At 47.3% G+C, this 21498-nt stretch carries 18 protein-coding genes; 11 read left to right on the top strand and 7 right to left on the bottom strand.

The window, feature by feature from the left end; translation table 11 throughout:
• Positions 1 to 772: 772 nt before the first annotated feature.
• On the top strand, positions 773 to 1924 hold the full coding sequence (locus tag GC130_RS12935) for a DegT/DnrJ/EryC1/StrS aminotransferase family protein (protein WP_151998742.1): 1152 nt from the start codon (positions 773 to 775) through the stop codon (positions 1922 to 1924).
• Between the two features lie 237 nt (positions 1925 to 2161).
• Positions 2162 to 3457, top strand: coding sequence for an enolase C-terminal domain-like protein (locus GC130_RS12930; protein WP_151998741.1), 1296 nt, complete (start codon positions 2162 to 2164; stop codon positions 3455 to 3457).
• 7 nt (positions 3458 to 3464) lie between these two features.
• Here GC130_RS12930 and GC130_RS12925 read toward each other — a convergent pair whose 3' ends face one another.
• The 3 genes from GC130_RS12925 to GC130_RS12915 form a co-directional block, all read right to left on the bottom strand.
• Complete coding sequence (locus GC130_RS12925; RefSeq protein ID WP_151998740.1) at positions 3465 to 3920, bottom strand: heme-binding domain-containing protein; 456 nt, start codon at positions 3918 to 3920, stop codon at positions 3465 to 3467.
• 3 nt (positions 3921 to 3923) lie between these two features.
• Entirely contained in the window at positions 3924 to 4328 is a 405-nt protein-coding gene (locus tag GC130_RS12920) for a heme-binding domain-containing protein (RefSeq protein WP_151998739.1), read from the bottom strand.
• A 179-nt stretch (positions 4329 to 4507) separates the two neighbouring features.
• The gene (locus GC130_RS12915) at positions 4508 to 4882 is read right to left on the bottom strand and encodes an iron chaperone (protein ID WP_151998738.1); all 375 of its coding nucleotides are present in this window, start codon (positions 4880 to 4882) and stop codon (positions 4508 to 4510) included.
• Between the two features lie 214 nt (positions 4883 to 5096).
• Between GC130_RS12915 and GC130_RS12910 the strand changes: the two genes are divergently transcribed.
• The 7 genes from GC130_RS12910 to GC130_RS12885 all read left to right on the top strand — a co-directional run bounded on the left by GC130_RS12910 (position 5097) and on the right by GC130_RS12885 (position 15579).
• Positions 5097 to 5477 (top strand): hypothetical protein, encoded by a 381-nt coding sequence (locus GC130_RS12910; protein WP_151998737.1) that lies wholly within the window; start codon positions 5097 to 5099, stop codon positions 5475 to 5477.
• 3 nt (positions 5478 to 5480) lie between these two features.
• Positions 5481 to 7409, top strand: a complete 1929-nt coding sequence (locus tag GC130_RS12905; protein WP_151998736.1) for an ATP-binding protein — start codon at positions 5481 to 5483, stop codon at positions 7407 to 7409.
• Positions 7410 to 7640: 231 nt separating this feature from the next.
• Complete coding sequence (locus GC130_RS12900) at positions 7641 to 8444, top strand: hypothetical protein (RefSeq protein ID WP_151998735.1); 804 nt, start codon at positions 7641 to 7643, stop codon at positions 8442 to 8444.
• A gap of 173 nt (positions 8445 to 8617) precedes the next feature.
• Positions 8618 to 9013, top strand: a complete 396-nt coding sequence (locus GC130_RS12895; protein ID WP_370455779.1) for a transposase — start codon at positions 8618 to 8620, stop codon at positions 9011 to 9013.
• Between the two features lie 31 nt (positions 9014 to 9044).
• Positions 9045 to 9179, top strand: coding sequence for a hypothetical protein (locus tag GC130_RS29250; protein WP_370455778.1), 135 nt, complete (start codon positions 9045 to 9047; stop codon positions 9177 to 9179).
• A 122-nt stretch (positions 9180 to 9301) separates the two neighbouring features.
• The gene (locus tag GC130_RS12890; RefSeq protein WP_193217849.1) at positions 9302 to 12610 is read left to right on the top strand and encodes an exodeoxyribonuclease V subunit beta; all 3309 of its coding nucleotides are present in this window, start codon (positions 9302 to 9304) and stop codon (positions 12608 to 12610) included.
• Positions 12607 to 15579 carry a PD-(D/E)XK nuclease family protein gene (locus GC130_RS12885; RefSeq protein WP_151998733.1) on the top strand — a complete coding sequence of 991 codons (2973 nt, stop codon included), beginning with the start codon at positions 12607 to 12609 and terminating at the stop codon, positions 15577 to 15579. The genes GC130_RS12890 and GC130_RS12885 overlap by 4 nt, the downstream gene beginning before the upstream one ends.
• A 76-nt stretch (positions 15580 to 15655) precedes the next feature.
• On the opposite strand, the gene GC130_RS12880 is transcribed toward GC130_RS12885, so the two are convergent.
• The 3 genes from GC130_RS12880 to GC130_RS12870 form a co-directional block, all read right to left on the bottom strand.
• The gene (locus GC130_RS12880; RefSeq protein ID WP_151998732.1) at positions 15656 to 16627 is read right to left on the bottom strand and encodes a DUF4382 domain-containing protein; all 972 of its coding nucleotides are present in this window, start codon (positions 16625 to 16627) and stop codon (positions 15656 to 15658) included.
• A gap of 865 nt (positions 16628 to 17492) precedes the next feature.
• Positions 17493 to 17888: a DUF423 domain-containing protein gene (locus tag GC130_RS12875; RefSeq protein ID WP_151998731.1), complete on the bottom strand. Its 396-nt coding sequence runs from the start codon at positions 17886 to 17888 to the stop codon at positions 17493 to 17495.
• Between the two features lie 40 nt (positions 17889 to 17928).
• On the bottom strand, positions 17929 to 18612 hold the full coding sequence (locus GC130_RS12870; protein WP_151998730.1) for a YggS family pyridoxal phosphate-dependent enzyme: 684 nt from the start codon (positions 18610 to 18612) through the stop codon (positions 17929 to 17931).
• 97 nt (positions 18613 to 18709) lie between these two features.
• Here GC130_RS12870 and GC130_RS12865 point away from each other — a divergent pair, with 97 nt between their 5' ends.
• Together GC130_RS12865 and GC130_RS12860 are read left to right on the top strand one after the other, a co-directional pair.
• Positions 18710 to 20272, top strand: coding sequence for a GH3 auxin-responsive promoter family protein (locus GC130_RS12865; protein WP_151998729.1), 1563 nt, complete (start codon positions 18710 to 18712; stop codon positions 20270 to 20272).
• Between the two features lie 214 nt (positions 20273 to 20486).
• The gene (locus GC130_RS12860) at positions 20487 to 21101 is read left to right on the top strand and encodes a hypothetical protein (RefSeq protein ID WP_151998728.1); all 615 of its coding nucleotides are present in this window, start codon (positions 20487 to 20489) and stop codon (positions 21099 to 21101) included.
• 17 nt (positions 21102 to 21118) lie between these two features.
• On the opposite strand, the gene GC130_RS12855 is transcribed toward GC130_RS12860, so the two are convergent.
• On the bottom strand, positions 21119 to 21496 hold the full coding sequence (locus GC130_RS12855) for a hypothetical protein (RefSeq protein ID WP_151998727.1): 378 nt from the start codon (positions 21494 to 21496) through the stop codon (positions 21119 to 21121).
• Between the last annotated feature and the right edge of the window lie 2 nt (positions 21497 to 21498).

The following is a 21498-nucleotide window of genomic DNA, read 5'->3' as shown; positions in this document are numbered from 1 at the left end:
ACCATTGGCTTAGCAGGGTTTCCACGCCGAAACCTCCGGCGAAGGCGGGTCACTCTCTCCGGATCTTTAGCAAAAAACTAGCCCTTGCGGCTTCTGAAGGCCCCAACACAAATGCCCCTCGCCGTACCGACGCCTTCCTTCGGTCTTCGATCTCCAGCCTCCGGTCGTCCTACTCCCGTCTCCCGACTCCCGACTCCCGTCTTCCTACGCCGGTCTCCAACCTTCTCAATTCCTAGTCCCCCGAAGCATTCTTCCCCGGAGGCCGTTAATCCCTTTGCTCCCTCTGCGGTCAACTTACTTTCGACCACCCCGCATGTGTCGCCACCAGCTACCGCTGTGTGCACCACGCCCTACTGCACTCCTTTCTTAAGTCCAACTGCGGCCGAGCCACAACTTCATGGCATAGGAGGTGAGAGGCCAAAATGGAGTAAGATGATGAGATCGTTAACTTGACACAGATGCCCGGCTTAGGGGTGTGGTTCGTAGGTAATGCTATTCTTATAACTCCCTTTGAACATAGCAAGAAATACTGATACATCATGCCGGGGCATTCCGTTGACTCCCATGGGAATAACATGTTGGAGGAGAGGCGGTAGGCCGATGTTGGTTGTAAGGAGTTGAAATAATTAAATTCTCAAGGATGCCGCCCAAAAGGTCACTTCATGCTTTTTCTTCTACTTTTTGGCTGATGTATCCTGTTTTCTTTCTTCCTCCTTTCAAAACAATTACTAACTTTGATTTATTTTTTGAAATAATCCGTTTTCCAACCCGCATGTCGAATCCCTCTGAAAAAATCTGGTTATCCTCTCCTCATATGGGAGCCAACGAATTGGACTATATCAAGGAAGCTTTTGATTCTAACTGGATTGCCCCCGTAGGCCCTCACGTGAATGCCTTTGAGGGAGCACTGCAAAGGCTGGTGGGTGTGCCGGCGGCGGCTATTAGCTCCGGTACGGCTGGTGTCCATCTGGCATTGATTATCGCTGGCGTGGAACGTGGTGACGAAGTGATTTGCCAGTCTTTTACATTTTGCGGCACGTCAAACCCTATTCTCTATCAGGGTGCCATGCCCGTATTTGTGGATAGTGAGCCGGACACCTGGAACATGAATCCTGTATTATTGGAGGAAGCAATAGTAGACAGGCTTAAGAAAGGAAAGAAACCCAAAGCCATCATTTATGTGCACCTGTATGGCATGCCGGCCAAAGGGGATGAGATCAGACAAGTGGCAGACAAATACAATATTTTCCTTATAGAAGATGCTGCCGAAGCACTTGGTGCTACCTACAAAGGCCGCCCTGCCGGCAGCCTGGGCGACGTCAGCGTTTTGTCCTTCAATGGCAACAAAATCATCACCACATCTGGCGGTGGAGCATTGCTGTCCCCTCAAAAGAAGTGGGTGGAGAAAGCCACCTACCTGGCCACTCAGGCACGTCAGCCAGCCGCCCATTATGAGCACACCGAGGTGGGGTACAATTATCGCATGAGCAATATCTGCGCTAGCATTGGCCGAGGCCAGTTAGAGGTGTTAGAGGAAAGGGTGCAGCAACGAAGGGCCAACTACGACTTTTACAAGGAAGAACTGTCAGGGTATGGGGGTGTTTCATTTCTTTCTGAGCTCCCGGGGCATTTTTCAAACAGGTGGTTGACAACGATATTGGTTAATCCTGAAAAAGCAGGTAAAGTCACCAGGGAAGACATTAGATTGGCGCTTGAAAAACAGAATATAGAATGCCGCCCGACCTGGAAGCCCATGCACATGCAGCCGGTGTATAACGAGGCGCCGAAATACCTGAATGGGGTTTCGGAGCGGATATTCAAAGAAGGACTTTGTCTTCCTTCTGGCTCCAATCTTAGCCTACAGCAAAAACAAAAAGTGATAGGTGCGATCCATGGCGTGTTGAAGCAAACGAGCAACGGCTAACTTAACTTGCCTATTGTGATACATCCCGACGCTCATGTCGGCACTGTCGTACCTGCGTTATCTCCGGTGTGCTGTTTGACCATCTGAGCGTGTCACGATCTGATTGTCCGAATATCAACTAAACCGGCTTGTCCGATAGAGATAAGTTAGACAAATTGGTCAACCGTATTTGGGGATGGTCAATAACAGCTATCTGACTCAAAACATATTACCAATAACTATTCTCTGATTACTCCCATGAAAGGCCCCATCATCAAAGACATTATAATCACCCCCATTGCCACAGTCGACCCGCCGCTACTTAACGCCGCTGGGTTGCATGCTCCCTATGCGCTCAGAACGATAGTGGAGATTGTTACCGACGACAACATTATTGGCATCAGCGAGATTCCCGGTACCACCGATACTAACGAGGCGCTTGAGAAAGCAAGAGAGCTTATCGTTGGGAAGGACGCCTTTCAACTCAACCAGATAAGAGACGCCATAGAAAGCCATTTTGATGAGGAAACCACCTCAGAGCGTGGCGACGCTCCGTGGGATCAGCGCAAGATTGTGCATGTATTCAGTGCCATTGAGGTGGCCTGCCTTGATATTCAAGGCAAGGTGCTTGGTAGGTCAGTTGTTGATCTTTTGGGAGGGAAAAGAAGAGATCGGGTGCCATTTGCGGCCTACCTTTTTTATAAATATGAGGGAGCTGGCGGTGAACTAGCGTTTGGTACTGACCCCAAAGCTACAGGTTGGGATGCTGCCAGGCAAGTAGAAGCTACCACGCCGGACGGTATCGTTGCTCAGGCAATTGCCATGGTAAAAGAATTTGGGTTTAAGTCAATCAAACTTAAGGGAGGTGCCTTTCCGCCTATGGAAGAGGTGGCTGCTATGCAAGCGCTTTATGAATATTTCGGCCCGGATGTGCCCCTGCGTCTTGATCCCAACGCCATTTGGAAACTCGAGACGGCCATCGAATATGGTAAAATGATGGAGGGTATCCTTGAGTATTTTGAAGACCCAGTTCGTGGACAGGAAGATATGGCCAAAGCCCGAAAGGCGTTGAAAATGCCGCTGGCCACCAATATGTGCACGACCAGCTTTGAGGACATTCCTGGCAGCATTGCTATGGGGTCTGAAGACATCATCCTTAGCGACCACCATTTTTGGGGAGGGCTGCGCAGCTCGATGGAACTGGCTAAACTTTGCCAGACATTCGGACGCAAGTTGTCCATGCATTCCAATAGCCATTTGGGTATTTCCCTGGCGGCCATGGTACATCTGGGCGCTGCCCTGCCGGAGGTTCCTTACGCATTGGACACCCACTATCCGTGGCAGTCGGAGGAGGTAATCGCAGGTGGGCGAATGCAGTTCGAAGGGGGTGCTGTGCAGGTGCCCACCGGCCCTGGACTAGGTGTAGAAATAGACCAGGAGGCGCTGAAAAAGCTTCACCAAAACTATTTGAAATGCGGCTTAACTAGGCGTGACGATCTGGTGGAGATGAGAAAGGTGATTCCTGACTGGGAATTTAAGAAGGTAAGGTGGTAGACACCATTTATTCCTTCATCACTTCTGCCGAAAAGCCCTCCGCCCAGTTAACGAGCAAGTCCCTTTGCTCTTTGGACAATTGTGCATCGCCATGCATGATCGTGTACGATTCCAGTGGCATTTTTCCCTCGCCCACCTCTTCAGTAAGGTCTTTGAGTATTCTCACTTTTTTACTCTTTCTAAGACTCGCCCATTCCGAAAAATTAACTTCTTCTCTACCATGATTAATATGGTCGAAAACGAACCAGGAAACTGGCGTGATATAAGAATACCACGGGTACCGGGTCTCGTTAGAATGGCAGTCGTAACACGCAGTCCTGAAAAGTGAACTCACTTCCGACGAAATTTGCGAAGTAGCAAGCAGGTCATCTGGATTTTCGGCAGTCACCTCAGGTGGCGTACCTCTGAAAAACTGGAGTCCTACAAAGAGGACTCCAATGCCTAAGACTATTTTCTTAATCAATGTTTATTCCAATTTAGCGAGCGAAGCTTCCGCCCATTTGTGCAACTTGGCTGACTCTTCTTCAGTCAGTTTCATATTTGGATACTTCTCCACCATTTTGGCAGGAGGCATTTCTCCTTTGTCGAGCACTTCTAAAATTTCATCGAGCATCGCCATGGCATCAGCACCACTCAGGGTTTGTAGTTTTTCCCATTGTAGCTTCTCTTTGGCCTTATCGCTTTTTCCTGAAGGAGAATGGCAGCCCAAACATTTTGCTTCAATCACCGACATCGCTTCAAGAGTGAAGGCCAATGTTTTTCCAGCATCAGCCTCGGGCACCAGCAGGATTTTTGTAGGTTCTTTTTCCTGAGCCATTCCTGAAGCTGCAAACAGCAGGAGAACTCCGGCAAGTAGGGTAAATCTTTTCATATGACGTAGGTTTTTTACCCTAATATATTAAATATCGGTCTGTATGAACATCCGTACATCAAAAAATTGCAGATGCCCGACTTTCCACTTTGATTTGAACCTTCATTCTATCATTGCTACTTCATTTTAGCCAGAAAAGCAAGATGCTGATCCATGGGCTGACGTTTTCAGCGTGACGACTACACCTTCCATTTAGCATCTTCTTCCTCACATTCTTTTACTCTCAGCCTGGTCATTTTGCTGATCAGGTGAAGAGGCAACTCCTGACCGTGTGGAAATTGCACGGAGCCTTCAGCAGTTTTGTAAGGCTTCAGCTCGTTGGCGAAAGCGGCGACCACGGAGGGTGTTGGATAGAACCCAATATGTTTTTTGAATGCAGCCCAGGTGACTAGAATCCTCTTGGTGGTATAGGCTGGCATACGCCATTTGATGCCTTGCTCGGCCGCAGGAGCTACGGCAGCTATGCAATCGTGTAGTTGGAACAGTCGTTCCCGAAGCGCTTCCGGGGCGTTTGAAATGTACTCGTCGATGTTTTGTGCTTTAGGTGGTGCCATCGGGTGTCGGTTTTGTCAACGACAAACGAAAGATAATAAATTGGACTTCAATGGTTTTGTTTTTGGAAACAGAATGTAAATCGGGTCAGTTAGGCATTACCGGGAATTTAATATTGATTTCTATTTTTTTATTTAGAGATTTAAGAATCTCTTTCACCAGCGTGTTTTAAAGAGCATTAATTAATTTCTAACCATTTCAATACTGCCTAATCTTATGTCAACTATTCACGTCACATTGGTGGTGGATACAGATGCATTGCCATCAGATCCATCAAAGTCACCTGCCGCCGCCTGTTTGCTTTACGACTCATGCCTTGATGCCGACACCGGGTCGAGTACCGATTTTACCGTGCATGCAAATCCAGGCGACACCGTCATATTTCATATTTCTTCGAAAAACAACACTTCAGCAGTAGCGATCAGCTCATTTGCCTATCTGGGGGGCGCTGTTGGTGTATTCAATTCGCTTCCTTCAAGTCCAAATTGGGCAGGTACAGTTGGAGATAAGCCAGGAAAATCAGAAAGTTACACTATCGGCTTTAAGGCGAATGGAAATACCTATACCCTGGATCCAGATATTAAGGTGAATACCTGAAAAATGTGGAAACAGTTTGCGATTTGGAGGGCCTGCTTATGTGCTGCGGGTCTCCACCTCTTTTTTTGTGCCGACACTTCTGCCCAGGATCAACACGAAGCCGATAGTCTTATTCAGGTGTTGGAAACCACCGATGTGCCCGACTCAGCCAAATTTGAAATTTTGCGACGCATTGCCTTCCAGTCGACCAGGCCAGGCGAGATGCTTGAGTACGCAGAGCAGCTGATTGAGCTTGCCACAAAGCATTCCAGCTACGTTTGGTTGCATAGAGGGCATTTACAAAAGGGTAATGCGCTGAAGTTTCAGGGCGACTTTGATCTGGCTATTGCTGAGTATTTCAAAAGTGTCGAAATGGCCCAGAAGGGCAATTATCAGACTGGAGTAGGTGGGGCTTTTTTGTCCATTGCGGGTGTTTATGGTGATATGGGCGACCATGTAAAAGGGATCAAATACAAAAGGAAAGCTGTTGGCATACTTAGAGATTCCGGCGACTCGCTTACCCTGGCAGCTGCCTTGCTCAATACCGGCTATGAATACTACCGGGTAGCCAACTACGACAGTGCACTTTTCTTCTTCGACGAGTCTGGTCAGATTTATGAACGAAAGAATTTTCTGGTAGGGAAGGCTTACAATCTGGGAAATTCCGGGCTTGTTTATGCCAGGACAGGCGCTGCTGAAAAGGCTGAACAGTTCCTGGCTGAAGCCATTCAAATACTCATAGGACTGAGTGATTCATATGCCATTACGGAGTTCCAAACTGAGATGGCGGACATTTATCTACAAAAAAAGGACTTCAAAAGTGCAGAGAAATTGTTGCATGAAGCACTGCGGTACGCTGAAGCGGATGGTCTTCAGGAAAGAGTTCGTGATGCCAGCCTCAGGCTTTCGGAGCTCTACCGTGAGATGAGTGACCACGAAAAGGCCTATACTTATTTGCATCAATACATCACCTACCGGGATAGCATAAAAAACGAAGATGTGATTCAGGAAATGGCCGATCTTCGGACCGAGTTCGAGGTAGGGCAGAAGCAAATTGAGGTGGACCTATTGCAAGCTCAGGCCCGAAACCAGCGGATCATTCTCATAGCTATTGCCATTGTGCTGGTGCTGGTTGTTATTCTGGTGTACGTACTGTTCAGACTGTACAAGCTTCGGAACCGGGCCATTAAAATATCAAGGGAAAGAAGGAGAATTATTGCCTCTCAGCGGGATCGGCTTGAAGAGTTGAATAATACGAAAGACAAATTCTTCTCGATTATTTCACACGACATCCGGGGGCCCGTTGGTAATTTTCATGGCTTTGTACGACTCATTGAGCTTAGCCTCGAAAGTGGCGACACCAGCGACCTTGTTGAGATCAGCCAAATGCTTGATAAGTCTGCCATCGAGTTATCTGCCCTGCTCGATAATCTGCTGCACTGGGCCATGAGCCAGCAGGGGAAATTTCCCAATAAACCCGAAGAGCTTGATCTTACCCGACTATGTCAGGAGAATTTGAGCATGATCGAAAATATGGCTGTCTCCAAGCAAATCACCCTCACCAGCGACTTACCTGGCACCGTCAATGTGTTTGCCGACAAAAACAGTGTGTCCACCATCATCAGAAACCTGTTCAATAACGCACTGAAGTTTACCAAAAAAGGAGGCACGGTGGGACTATCACTGGGCTTAGAAGGAAAGGAAAGCGTTATTGCTGTTTCGGACTCCGGCATCGGCATCCCGGCTGAGAAAATGGAGACGCTGTTTGGTTTTGATGCAGGCCGCAGCCATTGGGGAACTGGCGGCGAAAAAGGAGTGGGCCTTGGCCTCAACCTTGTCAAAGAGTTTGTAGACATGAACAAGGGCCGCATTGAAGTGGAAAGCGAGGAGGGGGTGGGGACCACGTTTAGGGTGTATTTGCCGGTGGCGGGTGGCGCATTGGAAAAGGTCTAAAGCAGGATGGAAAAGGGTGGTGAGATAGTATGTACCTTGGTCTCGGTACCAACTACAGCAATGGTGAACCAATCCAGCACCCTGAGCATATCTGTTGGGCGATACTATTAAGGAAGTTGCGAATACTGTTCTTTTTGCTACTGATTAGTATTTTATTTGTCTTTCAAAGAGATAACTGATTGCATATTTGTAACTGAATTTTCTTTTATTGCACTAAAAATATTTCCTTAAATGCGTCGAAAGTTTACATACCTACCACTACTTATCTTATTCACATTTTGCGGCTCCTCAGATTCTGATGACGCAATCCCAGAGGAACAAATCTCAACCTGCCTTCCGCAAAGTGCCACATTGGTTCTGTCCGGATTGACGTTCGAATATTCAGACAACAATAGGCTGCAATCTGTTACATATTACCGATCAAATGGAAGCTTAGAGAAGAAGGATAGTTTGGAGTACGACTCTCAAAACAGAGTATCCAAAGTAGAACGGCGTACCAAGGTTGCTGGTGCCCCAAGAACCTATGAATATGTTTATGCTTCAGACGGAAGACTTAAGCAGATTACAGAAACGGGGGAAGCCCTATTGGGTACTGTATTTGAAAAAGAGTTTACTTACGACGTCGAAGGAAGGCTGGAAATGGCCGTTAGAAGGGGCGGGAATATAATTGGCTACCGATATGAATATAATTCTGATAATAATATTGACAGGGTATTCTATATTTCGCCAGATGGGTTTGGTGGATCCAAAGAAGTACTTGCCAGAGAACTCTTTGATTATGACGATACTCCTCAGTTCTATGCAGATTCGCCTGAATTGGTTCAATATTTCACCTTCCTGGTAGATCGGTTCCCAAGCGCTAACAATTACCTGAGACAGTCCAGATCCTATACGGACCCTTTTACATACACAAGCCCTCCAAGTGAACTACAATATGGTGCAGAGTATGATGATAATGGGTATCTCACCAAAATATTTGATAAGGCGTTCATTTCAAGTGTGGAAATAGATAAGGTGATATATGACTGCTTTTAGCCCTTTTCCCTATCTAAGCATATGTTTACCCCTCCCTGCCGCAAGTTTTGCGAGAGCGTAACTTGTGGCATTTATCTGTTAAGCTTTCAGCTTCTTTTACAATAGTTGTTTGAAAGACTTCTTCCTTGATTTCAAGAGACTGGTACGATATTTTAGCTATACATTTAAATTGTATGAGCCGCAACTATAAAATCAGGGATCAGTCAAAGCTTTATTTTGTCAGCTATGCCACTGTCAATTGGATTGACGTGTTAATCAGGCCTGTTTACAAAGATATTGTTATCGACAGCCTCAAGTACTGCATAGAGAATAAAGGGCTTGAAATATATGCCTGGTGCATTATGACAAGTCATGTGCACTTGATCATTGGTACAAAGCAGGATAAGATTGAATACATCTTGAGAGATCACAAGCGACATACTTCTAAAGAAATAACTAAAGCCATTTCAGATAACCCTCAAGAGAGTAGGCATGAATGGATACTATGGATGCTGGAGAGAGCAGGTAAGAAAAACTCTAATAATGAGACTTATCAGTTCTGGCATCGCAACGGCGAACCGTCAGGCTAGTCATCCAATTGAGTTGCCAACAAATGACATGATGGATCAAAAGCTAGACTATATCCATCAAAATCCGGTAAAGGAGGGTTTTTGCTGGGAACCACAGGAATACAAATACAGCAGTGCTATCGACTATGCGGGAGGGAAAGGACTATTGCCGATTTTGTTTATATAGTAATGAGCGAAAAGCAAGCTGAAAGCTTGACTTGGGGAATCCACAAGTTACGCTTTCCTAAACTTGCGGGAGAGCCCACTGTTGGTTTCATATTCCTGCTTCGCCGACCTATATTTACCCCAATGACTCCCCAACCCGAATCCCCCAAATCCTTCATCATCTACCGCTCCTCCGCCGGGTCGGGCAAAACGTATACGCTGGCCCGGGAGTACATCCTGCTGGCGCTGCAGTTTCCGAGTTACTTCCGCCACATCCTGGCAGTGACTTTTACCAACAAGGCCACTGCCGAAATGAAGGCCCGCATCATTCAAAACCTCGACATGCTGCGCAAAGGAGAGGGCAAGGGACTGCGGGCAGAGATCAGGGACGCACTGGGCATCACAGATCAGCAGCTGAGTAAAAAAGCCGACGACAGCCTCACCGCCATCCTGCACGACTATAGCCATTTCAATGTCAGCACCATCGACAAGTTCTTCCAACGGGTGCTGAGAGCCTTTGCCCGGGAAGTGGGCATTCAGGGCGGCGTTACGTTGGAGCTCGACCAGGAAAAGGTGCTGGACGAAATCATCGACCGCATGCTGCTGGAGGTAGGCGACAATCCCCAGCTCACCCGCTGGCTCACGCAGTTTGCGGAAGACAAACTGCAGCAGGGCAAGTCGTGGGACATCCGCAAAGACATCCGCAGTCTGGGTAGGGAGCTTTTTAAGGAACGCTTCAAAGTAGTCGCTCCTATGCTGGCCGAAGTTGCCAAAGACGACAACCGGGTGCAGCTGTTCATGAAAGGCATGCAGGAGCTGACGGCCGTTTTTGAAAACACGGTGAAGGGCTTTATTGCCAAATTTGACAAGGTGCTGGAGCAACATCAACTGACTGTTGCGGACTTTAGCCGAGGCGGAAGCGGCCCGGCTGGCCTGTTTACCAAGTTTGCCAAAAGCGAATACGAAATCTCCGATACCCGCCGGGGCGCCACCGACAACCTCGATGCATGGATCACCAAAACCAGCAAAATCAGGCCTCAGCTCGAAGCTGCACTCGAAGGTGGTATCCTTACCGCTTACAATGGCATGATCGACTACCACGACCGTAATATCCTGGCTTACAACAGCGCCACCCAGGTCATGCGCTACCTGTACACGCTGGGCATCATTTCTGACCTCAGCCGCAACCTGGGGGACTACCGGGATGAGGAGGAGGTGATGCTGATTTCCGATGCCCCCGATTTCCTCAACCGCATCATTGGCGACAACGAAACGCCCTTTATCTACGAAAAGGCAGGCACCTTTTACCGCCATTATCTGATCGATGAGTTCCAGGATACCTCTGGCTTTCAGTGGCGCAACTTCCGGCCTTTGGTAGAAAACAGCCTGGCGCAAGGCTATAAAAACCTGGTGGTAGGCGATGTGAAGCAGTCCATTTACCGCTGGCGGGGCGGCGACTCCCAACTCCTGCTCGACCAGGTAGCCAACGACATTGGTGAGGTGTATACCCAGGCCGAGCAGCTCCAAAACAACTGGCGAAGTTACGCCAACATCATTAACTTCAACAACCAGCTATTTCACTTGGCTCCGAACTTCCTGGCCGATCTGCTGTTGGAGGGTGCCTCGTACATTCCCGACGCCGCCATGAAAACGAGGGTAGAGCAGGAACTGGAACGGTTCCGCCTGTCGTACCACGAAGCCGCCCAGGGCCAGGGTAATGAAAACAAAATAGGCGGCCTGATAAAGCTTCAGTGGTTTGAAAGCGACAGTTCGGATGATGACGAGGAGGCGTCAGAGGAAGCTGGGAGCTGGGATGAAAAAGCGATTCAGGAGGCGATTACAACCATCGAAGACCTGCAACCCAAATACGCACTGCGGGACATTTGCATACTGGTAAGAAGGGCAGAGGAAGGCCGGAAAATGGCCAAAGCATTGCTCGAGAAAAAAGAAACAGCCACAGGCAAAAAGCGTTACGATGTCATTTCACCTGAGTCGCTTTACCTCGGTGCATCACCGGTCGTGCGGTTGCTGCTGTCAGCCTTCAGCCATTTGTACAATCCAAAGAACAACCTGGCCCTGGCGCAACTGGTGTACGAATACCATCATTTCCTTACCAAAAAAACAGTGCCCGGACTGTCGGAGCTGTTCATATGGGCAGGCAACAAGGAGAAGCAGACCGAGTTTGAGCAGTTGCTGCCAGCCGACTTTATTGAGCAACTGCCTGCTTTGCTGAAGGTGCCGTTGCTAGAGCTGACCGAGCGCTTGATCGGGTTGTTTGGACTGACGGAATACCCAAGAGAGTTTCCTTATCTGCAGGGCTTTCAGGACGCCCTGCTGGAGTACAGCAAAAACAACCGGGGCGATGTGGGTTCCTTCCTACAGTGGTGGACTGATACCGGCTCCCGACGCAGCGTGCAGGTGCCGGAAGAGCAGGATGCCATCCGCATCATGACCATCCACAAAGCCAAGGGCCTGGAGTTTAAGGCCGTCCTGGTGCCCTTCTGTAGCTGGGATTTTGACCATAAGCTGGAGGAGGTGCTTTGGTGTGAGGCCCCGGCCGTTCCGCCCTTCGACAGGCTGCCTTATTATCCGGTTCGCTATTCCAGCAAGCTAACGGCCACGTATTTTGCAGAGGCTTACTACGAGGAAAAAAAACAAATCTATCTCGACAACCTCAACCTCCTCTACGTGGCACTCACCCGGCCAGAGGAGGCACTTTATATTTATGCGCCTTTGCCCAAGTTCAACAAGTCGGGTGGCTTCAGCATCAATAAAGTATCCGACTTACTCTATAAGCTCTTTCTTGATGAGAGCACCGGGGACTTCGCTATCACACCTGCGCCGGAAATAGATGCAGCCAGCTACTCAGTGCAAATAGGCGGACTACCTTTGTACGACGACGAGCAAATAGGAGACAGACAACCGACAGTTGGCTTAAAAAACTACCTTTCTACCAATTGGCGAAACCGACTTAGCATCCGCTTGCAAGGCGGCACGCTTGACGAAGGTGTCAGGGAGAAAAGCCTCGTTTCCACCCAGCGAGGCACGGTCTATCACCGGCTGCTTTCACATATCCGCCATCAGGACGATCTCCAAAAAGTATTGACCGACTTCTTGCCATTGGAGCCAATGGACGAGGATGAGCAAGCATCTATTCGGGGACAGCTTGAAAAGCTGTTCGACCTGCCTGAAATGAAAGGCTGGTATGGCGGAGAATGGGAGGTGCGAACTGAAAGCCCTGTGCTTCCCATGAGTGGAGACATCCGACGTTTCGACAGAGTACTACTGAAAGACAATGAAGCCGTGCTGATAGAATTTAAAACAGGTATGCCTTCCAACAACCATATCCGGCAGGCAACGGAATATGTGAGTTTGCTCTCTGGCATGGGCTATGCAAAAGTAACTGGCTTCCTGGTGTATATCGACGAACTAAAAATCAATCAGGTAGCATGAGCCAGCAGCCAACATTTCTGGAAGAGATTGCCGATGCGCTCATCGCCGAAGGAGGAGAGGATCTGGGCAAGGTAAAACTTATTTTCCCCAACCGCCGGGCGGGCTTGTTCCTGCGTCGTGCGCTGGCTCGCAAGATCAAAAACCCCGTGTGGGCGCCGGAAATCTACAGCCTCGAGGACTTTCTGTTTCAGTACACAGATTTACAGATCGCCGATAAGCTCACGCTAGTGTATGAGATGTACAGTGCCTATCGCAAGGTCAACCCTGAAGCTGAATCGCTGGAGAAGTTTTTCTTCTGGGGCGAAGTGCTGGTTGGTGATTTTGAAGACATCGACCAGTACCTCGTTGAGCCAGATCACCTCTTTCAAAGCATCCAGACCCAGAAGGAACTCGACGACGCTTTTGCTTACCTGGGCGACGAAGAGCGGCTGGTGATTCAATCATTCTGGAAAAGTTTCATGCCTCAGGCCAAAGGAGACCAGCTTCACTTTTTGAAAACATGGAAGCTGCTGGTGCCTATTTATCAAGATTACCGCAAGCGACTCCAGGACAAAAAGCTGGCTTACAAAGGGATGGTATACCGCAGTATTGCTGAAGCCTGCAAGGGAGATACCTTCGACCCAAAACAGGGCGACTCGCAGTTTTGGTTCGCCGGGTTCAACGCATTAACGTCGGCTGAGGAGGAGGTGCTCAAATATTTTGTGCGGGAGACAAGCGCCCGCATTTTCTGGGACATGGACGACTACTATGTCCGGTCAGCGCAGCAAGAGTCAGGGCAGTTTTTCAGACAATACAAAGAGGATACGTTGTTGGGCAAAACCTTCCCGGAGGAGATTCCAGCAAATTTCGAAAAACCAAAACAAATCGATACTATTGGCGTGTCGCTGGAAATAGGGCAGGCCAAGTATGTAGGCGAACGGCTGGAGGAGTTGGCAAACGACCCCGCCTGGGTGCCGGAGGAAACCGTAGTGGTGATGCCCATGGAGCATTTCCTGTTCCCGGTGCTCAACTCATTGCCGGAAGAGGTCAAGCAGGTGAATATCACCATGGGCTATCCGCTGAAGGACACCCCACTTTTTGGCTTGCTGGATGCCGTGCTCGACTTGCGAAAGAACACAAGGAGAAAGAAGGACGGAGGCACAGCCTTCGAAGCGTATTCCTACAGGGATGTTCTGGCGATTTTAAGGCATCCTTATGTTTTCTCCACCGCAACCAGGGAAGCAGGCAATCTCATCTACCGAATAGAAAAGGACAATATCATTTCACTCGATAAGGCTGATTTTGGTGAAAGTGGTAGCTTGATCACAACATTGTTTCTCTCGTCCGCCAGCCCTCTCGACCACCTGCTGGAGCTGCTGAACCTGCTTTATGGGGTGCTTCAGTCTGAAGAATCAGCAAGCGATGACCTGGAACAGGCTAACCTGGAGCAGGCTAACCTGGAACAGACTAATCTGGAACAGACTAATCTGGAACAAGAGTATATCATCAAGTTCCATGAACAGCTAATGCGATTGAAAACGCTACTTGTGGGCAACGACACACCCGAGGTAACCCTTTTCCAGAAGCTGTTCCGAAAGGTGGCGCAGTCAGTGCGTATTCCCTTCAGCGGCGAACCACTCAAAGGCCTACAGGTGATGGGCGTGCTCGAAACGAGGAATCTCGACTTCAAACAGGTGTTTGTGCTGGGCATGAATGAAGGCTACTGGCCAGCCGAGGCTGCAACGCAGTCTTTTGTGCCCTACAACCTCAGGAAAGGCTTTGGTCTACCCACCTTCGACCAGCAGGATGCCTTCTACAGTTACTTGTTTTACCGGCTGCTGCAAAGGGCTGAGAAAGTAACTTTCCTGCACAACACCAGCAATGAAACTAACCTGAAAGGAGAGCAGAGTCGCTTACTGTACCAACTTAAGTATGAGACTGTACACGGCGAGCACATCACATACAAATCGCTCAGCAGCGACGTGGCCATCAGTGTGCCACAACCGATCCTGATACAAAAGACGGAGGAGGTGCTGGCAAGGCTCGATGAGTTTTTGGTGACCGACGACGAATCTTCAGCTCACCAACGGCTGTCACCCTCTGCGCTCAACACCTATCTCGATTGCCGTTTGCGCTTTTACTTTCGGCACGTGGCCAGGCTCTATGAACCCGAAGAGGTGCAGGCAGAGATTGATCCGGCCGTCTTTGGCAACATCCTTCACCATGCCCTGGAGTTTCTGTATGCCGATTTCATAGAAAAGAAAGACTCCAGGCAAATTGATAAGGCCGATTTTGATAGCATAAGAAAAGGCGTTCCGGGAGCATTGCAAAAGGCTTTTGAAATGCACTACAGCCTGGGCACTGGCAAACAGTTCAAAGCTGAGGGGCGAAATCTCATTGCACAGTCCATAGCCAAAAAGCTGACGTTGGAGATATTGAAGAACGACGAAAGCTATGCACCGTTCGAAATACTAGGCCTGGAGCTGGACGAGCTTCCGCTTGACTTTCAGCTAACGGGAGGGCGCAAAGTCAAGCTAAAAGGGATCATCGACAGGGTCGACAGTAAAGAAGGCCTGGTGCGGGTGATGGATTACAAAAGTGGTGCAGACAATAAGGTTTTTTATGGTATCGAGACCCTTTTTGATCGGGAGCACCCTAAACGAAACAAGGCTGCCATGCAAACCTTCTACTACGGCATGCTCTATCTCGACAAAAATGCCGTTGCCGAAGACATCAAAGTGCTTGCCGGACTGTACAATAGCCGGGAGCTTTTCAACGATAATTTCCAGGTAGAGCTTGAGCTTAAGTCGGAAGGGTCGAGAGGGAAGGGCACCCTGGTGCAGGACATCAGGCCTTTTATACCCGAATTTGTGAGTGGACTAAAAACGTTGCTTGAAGAAATATTTGATCAGGCCACACCTTTCGGTCAAACTGAAGATTTGAAGAAATGTAAGAACTGTCCCTACAATTCGATTTGCCACCGAGACTAGGTAAGTCAAAATAAAAACCCCTCTCCAGAGGAGAAGGGTTTTATACAACTAATACTAATCAACCTAACCTTTATCTTTAGATGCCACTGGCAATCACATTGAGTGTCAATTGAACGCCGGCTTGTATCTTAACATTGTTGAGTAAGTTCGCATTAGTTTCGCTTTCAGCATCAATTATTCCATTAAGCTCCATTTCTCCGGCCTCATTCTCTTCATATGAAACAAAGTGGAGCTCATATTCTCCCTCTTCGAGAAAATAGAAGCTGAAAGATTTTGTCAATGCGCCATGTATCTCGGTCGAGGCGACTGCCTTTTTGAACTGAAGAGCTGCATTCTCATCAGTTTCCTGGCTTTCGTTGAAGCTACCTTTTTCATATGCATAAACTATGACCTTTTCGTCAGCCGCAACCTGGCCATCATAGTTTCCTTTCACGCTACCGGCATTGTCCTCGTCTGAAAATCTCAAGTAGCCATCAATGTCTGACTTGTTGACGAAACTGAAGTCGGATGCACTACCGGAGTCAGATTCTCTGATGAATTTTCGTAAGTCAAAATCAAGCACAACTGTAGACTTTGCATCAGCCATCACACGGCTTCTACCTTTGAATGTATATTCAGCCTTTTCTCCGTCACTGCTCATTAGCTTATTCTTCGTGCCATCAGCCATCTCAACGTACGATCCGGGAGCATTTCCATCTTCATCCATCTCAGAATCAATCTCCAGTGTGATGTTCTCATACGATTTCGCAGTAAACTTATCAGTGGCCAGCATTTCAGTTTTTCCGTTTTGAAGTGCCATTACATTAATCGTCTTTGGTCCCTCAAACCCATCCACCACCTGGCCGTCAACTTTAACACTTGTTACCGTCACAAAGACAGCGTCTATGTTGTCATTGTCCGCTGGTGCATCGGTCATTTGTATTTCCATAGTACCTTCACCCAGGTCTTCGTCACCGTCATCATTATTACATCCTGTAAATGCTAAAACACTTAATAAAAGAAGGCCGGTGGCCCACATTGACATAACTGAATTCTTTCTTTTCCACATAGCTTTTAATTTTTGGTTTACCCCCTTACCAACGGACTCAAGCCGTTGTTGTTGTGGAAAAGTATTAAAAAATATGAAAATAGTTATATTTTTAGTGAAGTTCAGATTTGACACTTATTGTTATTAATAACTAAAAATCAGATTGTTATATCTTTTTTATCAAGAAGGGGTACTAAATCATAAATTTTTTCGCAAAAAGGGATCAAACGGAAAAGTTGGGGAGTGATTGTACTAAAGAATGCCCAATCCGAATAACGTCATCTATATTGCCTCGGTGCCCGTGTCACCTGCCGCATGGAATAATCGGCCACTCAAGATTGGGCTTGCAAGTCTAATTGTATTGCTATTAATAAGCCCCATTAAGTGTGAGGGCAAGATCGCTCGCAATTCCGGTCGGTCGGGGGACACGACCGGGGAAGCCTTTCTGATAGCCCTAGGCTAATCTAGCTGCCTTCGAATTTAACTATACCAAGTTGCCCCCAGATTTATTGCTTGATCCAAAGAAAAGTTATGACAGATCCAACGTCAGTCATGGAAAATAAAAAAAGTCCTCCCCAAAGGGGAAGACTTTTTATGACAACTAATACTAATCAACCTAACCTTAACTTTTATACTCCATAGCTGGGACGTTCACCTGAGTGAACAAATGGATTCATATATACTATTTAACAGTTAGTCTCTTTTTGATTGTCTACCTATTTCCAATTTCAGTAACAACCTACATGGCTTTAACGGAGTTAACCCATTTATGTTATATGAAAAGTATAAAAAAAAATTAAATTATTCATATTTTAGCCTAAATATTTTCTTTTACCGGACGAGCGGAGGCTTAGCTGTTACAAAAGGACAAAAACTATTTGAAGGTTTACTGGCGGCTGATGCCAAAAGCAGTGATAAGCCAGCCTGCAATAAAGAATAGGCCACCAAAGGGAGTAATAATACCCAGATAAGACAGGCTGGGGGCCAGGCACAGCGCATAAAGAGAGCCACTGAAGAGCAGAATGCCAGCCAGAAAAGAATTGGCAGACCAACGGAGATATTTGTTATTGAAGCGCAACTGGAGCAAGCCAACCGCCAACAAGGCGAATGTGTGATAGAAATGATAACGCACAGCAGTTTCAAAGGTGTCGAACCGGCCAATTTCCAACAAATGTGCTTTGAGCGAATGAGCGCCGAAGGCTCCGATGCCCACAGCAAGAGCGCCGAAGACCGAAGCTACGATAAGGGTTCTTTTGGCATCCTTGTTCACTGAATCTGACATGATTGATCTGCTGCTGGGTGGTGTTGTGACAAACTACGATTTAGACTGAATAATTCCTTTGACCAAAAATTGCACTTCCAACACGAATCATTGTGCTACCTTCTTCAATGGCCAACAGATAGTCTCCACTCATGCCCATCGACAATTCAGACATGGTGACCCTGGCGTGGTCAACTGTCAACTTCAATTCCTCGAAGAGTGTATTTAAATGACGGAACTCCTTTCTGACTTGTTGTTCGCTTTCAGTATTAGTCGCCATGCCCATCAGACCTACGATACGGATGTTAGGCAGGCTGTCTACCACCTCCGGGCTCGCCAGCTGTTTCACTTCGTCATCCGACAAACCAAACTTGGTTTCCTCCTCGGCAATATGCACCTGAAGCAGGCAATCGATCACCCGATTGGCTTTTTTTGCTTCTTTGTCGATGGTTCTTAGTAGTTTTTCGCTGTCCACACTGTGAATCAAATGGACAAATGGAGCAATGTATTTTACTTTGTTAGTCTGTAGATGCCCAATCAAATGCCAGCGGATGTCTTTCGGCATTTGCTCATACTTTTCTACCATCTCCTGCACCTTATTTTCACCAAACTCCCTTTGGCCTGCGTCGTATGCTTTCATCACCAGACTCACCGGTTTTGTTTTGCTAACAGCAACTAGCTTTGCTTTACTTTGATCGATGGTTCTTAAAAAAGTTTGAAGATTTCTGCCAATATCAATATCCATTTTCTAGCGATTTTCGTAATCCAAAATTAATCAAGGGAGTTACCCATTCCATGTTTTGTTGTGTAACTTTCTAAATAAATTCAATTGCTGCCGGTTTATGGAGATAATAGGAAAGCTATTAAAGAAGGGAATTAGACTTAGGGAGAGTTTAGAGCAGGATTACTCGTTTCCAGCCGACCTTCAGAAGATGGAACTCAGGAAGCTGTTGATACAAGCAAGAGGTACAGAGTTTGGGCAGGCTTACCATTTCAATGAACTTCTTACCAGTTTCAAACACAAACACAGCGACCATTTTTACGACGAATTCAAACGGAGTATACCCGTTCATAATTATAGTAGCATGTATGCCAACTGGTGGCACAAGCTGATGCAGGGGAAGCCTGATATTTGCTGGCCTGGAAAGGTAAAATACTTCGCACTCAGCTCAGGCACATCAGAGTCGGCCTCGAAGCACATTCCTGTCACCAAGGACATGATCAAGTCGATCCAGCGGACCAGCATCAGACAGATTCTTACTCTTTCCAAATACAATGTATCTGACGAAGTATTTTCTGCAGGCATATTGATGCTGGGTGGCAGCACGCAGCTTCAGCGTAATGGATCTTATTTTGAGGGGGATTTGAGCGGGATAACTACAGGCCAGATTCCATTTTGGTTTCAGCACTTTTATAAGCCTGGTAAGCGAATTGCCAAAACAAGGGACTGGAATGAAAAAATTGCTGAGATTACTTTAAAGGCAAAGGATTGGGACATAGGCATTATTTCAGGAGTGCCGGCATGGCTTCAGATTCTTATGGAAAGGATCATTGACCATTACAAAGTCAAAACCATTCACGATATCTGGCCTAACCTTACCATTTTCGTTCATGGGGGTGTTTCGATGGATCCCTATCGTAAAAGCTTTGAAAAGCTGCTGGCAAAACCCCTCATTTACATGGAAACCTACCTGGCCTCTGAGGGTTTCTTTGGCTTCCAGTACATCCCATTTTCAAAGTCAATGCGACTGGTGCTGAACAACGGCATTTTCTATGAATTCATCCCATTCAATGAAACCAACTTCACGGCCGATGGGGAGATGGTGGACAACCCGCAAACCTACAAAATTGACGAGGTAGAGGAAGGCAAGGAATATGCACTGCTCATTTCGACCAATTCGGGTTCCTGGCGATACCTGATTGGCGACACCATCAAGTTTGTATCTAAGGATGACTGCGAGATCATGATCACCGGCCGAACGAAGCATTTCCTCAGCCTTTGCGGCGAGCATTTGTCGATGGACAACATGAACAAGGCGGTGGAGCTGGTGTCGGATGAGCTGAATATCAGGGTGAAGGAGTTTACTGTCACCGGCGAAAAGTACGGGTCGCTTTTTGCGCATCGGTGGTATATCGGCATCGAGGACGACACCGACCCAAAATTGTTCAAAGAGCAGCTAGATGCCAGGCTGAAGGAGATTAATGACGATTACAAAGTGGAGCGCACTGCTGCACTGAAAGAGATTTTTGTGGAGTTGATTCCTTCGCAGCTCTTCTACAAATGGATGAAAGCGCAGGGTAAAGAGGGCGGTCAGCACAAGTTTCCACGGGTACTGAAAAAGGAAAAGCTGGAAAGCTGGAAGGCCTTTTTGGTGGAGGAGAATGTGGAATTAAAAGGTGGTTGAAAAGAAATCATCCTTCAACCCAACCTTTCAGCTTTCCTGGTGTTATCAAAGCATGAAATAGCCATAAGGAATACCCTACCCAACGGACCGGCGTGGAACGATGAATAACCTGTCAGCAGACTAAGATCTATTTCGTAATGGTACAGGCTATTCCCGCTTCGGCGGCGGTTCGCCGAGCGACCGATCTGGCCGTTAAAAAGTAAATTTTATACAGATGAAACTATTTGCTTGCTGTCTGCTCCTTTTTTCATTTCACACGGTTATTGGCCAGCAGCCAGATGGCGCACTGGAGGTAGCTGCTTCATGGCAGGCACTGGATGACAATAGAGTCAAAATCACCACCACTGGTATGTATATACTCGGTGGTTGGGCGATCAGCAATCTTGCCGTAAACCCCATATTTCAGGGCAAAGCAGAAGGCTCTCAAAAGTACTTCTATCAAATGAATTCAATTTGGAATGTCGTTAACCTTGGCCTGGCTGGTGCTTCTTTGTGGCAAAGTATGAGAGGAAATGCCGGTGCTGCTGATTGGCAAGCCGCTTATAGCGAGCAGCATTCAATTGAGAAAATATTTCTAGTCAATACTGCCCTGGATGTAGCATACTTGGCTGGCGGCTTTTACCTGTTAGAGAGATCAAAAAATGCATTGACACAGGCTGATAGACTGAACGGCTTTGGCAAGGGTGTACTATTACAAGGTGGCTTTCTATTCGTTTTTGATCTGAGTATGTACTTCGCCCATCATGGTGCTCAAAAAGATTGGGCCCGAATTTTACAAAATGTAAACCTCGGGCCCGAAGGAATTGGGATGATTATTCCGCTAAGGTAATCATGGGAACTCTTACCTCAGCTTTGCTCTTCAGTATCCTTCCGCTCATCATCCCACCTTGTGTCGCACCAATTCTTCCAGCGGTTTTTATACCGTTCTCTTTCTTCCTCTGACATATTTTTCCAGCGGTGTTTCCAATAGTCACTTCTATTGTGACTTTGTTTGTGCCCCTTGCCACCATGAAACCCGCCAAAGAGGATTTTTGAAAGGATGGTAATGGCAATCGCCTGCCAGAATGTGACGGTACTTATTCCGAACAGGGCTGGAAGGGTATAATTCCACAGCGTCATGACTACGAAGCCAAAGACGAACACGAAAAGAGGTGCAAGCAGAACAAATAAGCCTATCTTCTTCGCCCAATGTTTACCACGGTTGAACTTATTTTCAGTATACATAA

This window comes from Imperialibacter sp. EC-SDR9 (genome assembly GCF_902498805.1).
GTDB lineage: Bacteria > Bacteroidota > Bacteroidia > Cytophagales > Cyclobacteriaceae > Imperialibacter.
Note: the sequence above shows the minus strand (reverse complement) of the source record. Positions and strands in the feature narration are given on the sequence as shown.

Coding starts and splice junctions, on each gene's coding strand:
- GC130_RS12875 (WP_151998731.1), bottom strand. CDS start 17,888: ATGTCAGATTCAGTGAACAAGGATGCCAAAAGAACCCTTATCGTAGCT.
- GC130_RS12890 (WP_193217849.1), top strand. CDS start 9,302: ATGACTCCCCAACCCGAATCCCCCAAATCCTTCATCATCTACCGCTCC.
- GC130_RS12910 (WP_151998737.1), top strand. CDS start 5,097: ATGTCAACTATTCACGTCACATTGGTGGTGGATACAGATGCATTGCCA.
- GC130_RS12870 (WP_151998730.1), bottom strand. CDS start 18,612: ATGGATATTGATATTGGCAGAAATCTTCAAACTTTTTTAAGAACCATC.
- GC130_RS12885 (WP_151998733.1), top strand. CDS start 12,607: ATGAGCCAGCAGCCAACATTTCTGGAAGAGATTGCCGATGCGCTCATC.
- GC130_RS12935 (WP_151998742.1), top strand. CDS start 773: ATGTCGAATCCCTCTGAAAAAATCTGGTTATCCTCTCCTCATATGGGA.
- GC130_RS12920 (WP_151998739.1), bottom strand. CDS start 4,328: ATGAAAAGATTTACCCTACTTGCCGGAGTTCTCCTGCTGTTTGCAGCT.
- GC130_RS12930 (WP_151998741.1), top strand. CDS start 2,162: ATGAAAGGCCCCATCATCAAAGACATTATAATCACCCCCATTGCCACA.
- GC130_RS12900 (WP_151998735.1), top strand. CDS start 7,641: ATGCGTCGAAAGTTTACATACCTACCACTACTTATCTTATTCACATTT.
- GC130_RS12915 (WP_151998738.1), bottom strand. CDS start 4,882: ATGGCACCACCTAAAGCACAAAACATCGACGAGTACATTTCAAACGCC.
- GC130_RS29250 (WP_370455778.1), top strand. CDS start 9,045: ATGGATCAAAAGCTAGACTATATCCATCAAAATCCGGTAAAGGAGGGT.
- GC130_RS12855 (WP_151998727.1), bottom strand. CDS start 21,496: ATGTATACTGAAAATAAGTTCAACCGTGGTAAACATTGGGCGAAGAAG.
- GC130_RS12905 (WP_151998736.1), top strand. CDS start 5,481: ATGTGGAAACAGTTTGCGATTTGGAGGGCCTGCTTATGTGCTGCGGGT.
- GC130_RS12860 (WP_151998728.1), top strand. CDS start 20,487: ATGAAACTATTTGCTTGCTGTCTGCTCCTTTTTTCATTTCACACGGTT.
- GC130_RS12880 (WP_151998732.1), bottom strand. CDS start 16,627: ATGTGGAAAAGAAAGAATTCAGTTATGTCAATGTGGGCCACCGGCCTT.
- GC130_RS12865 (WP_151998729.1), top strand. CDS start 18,710: ATGGAGATAATAGGAAAGCTATTAAAGAAGGGAATTAGACTTAGGGAG.
- GC130_RS12895 (WP_370455779.1), top strand. CDS start 8,618: ATGAGCCGCAACTATAAAATCAGGGATCAGTCAAAGCTTTATTTTGTC.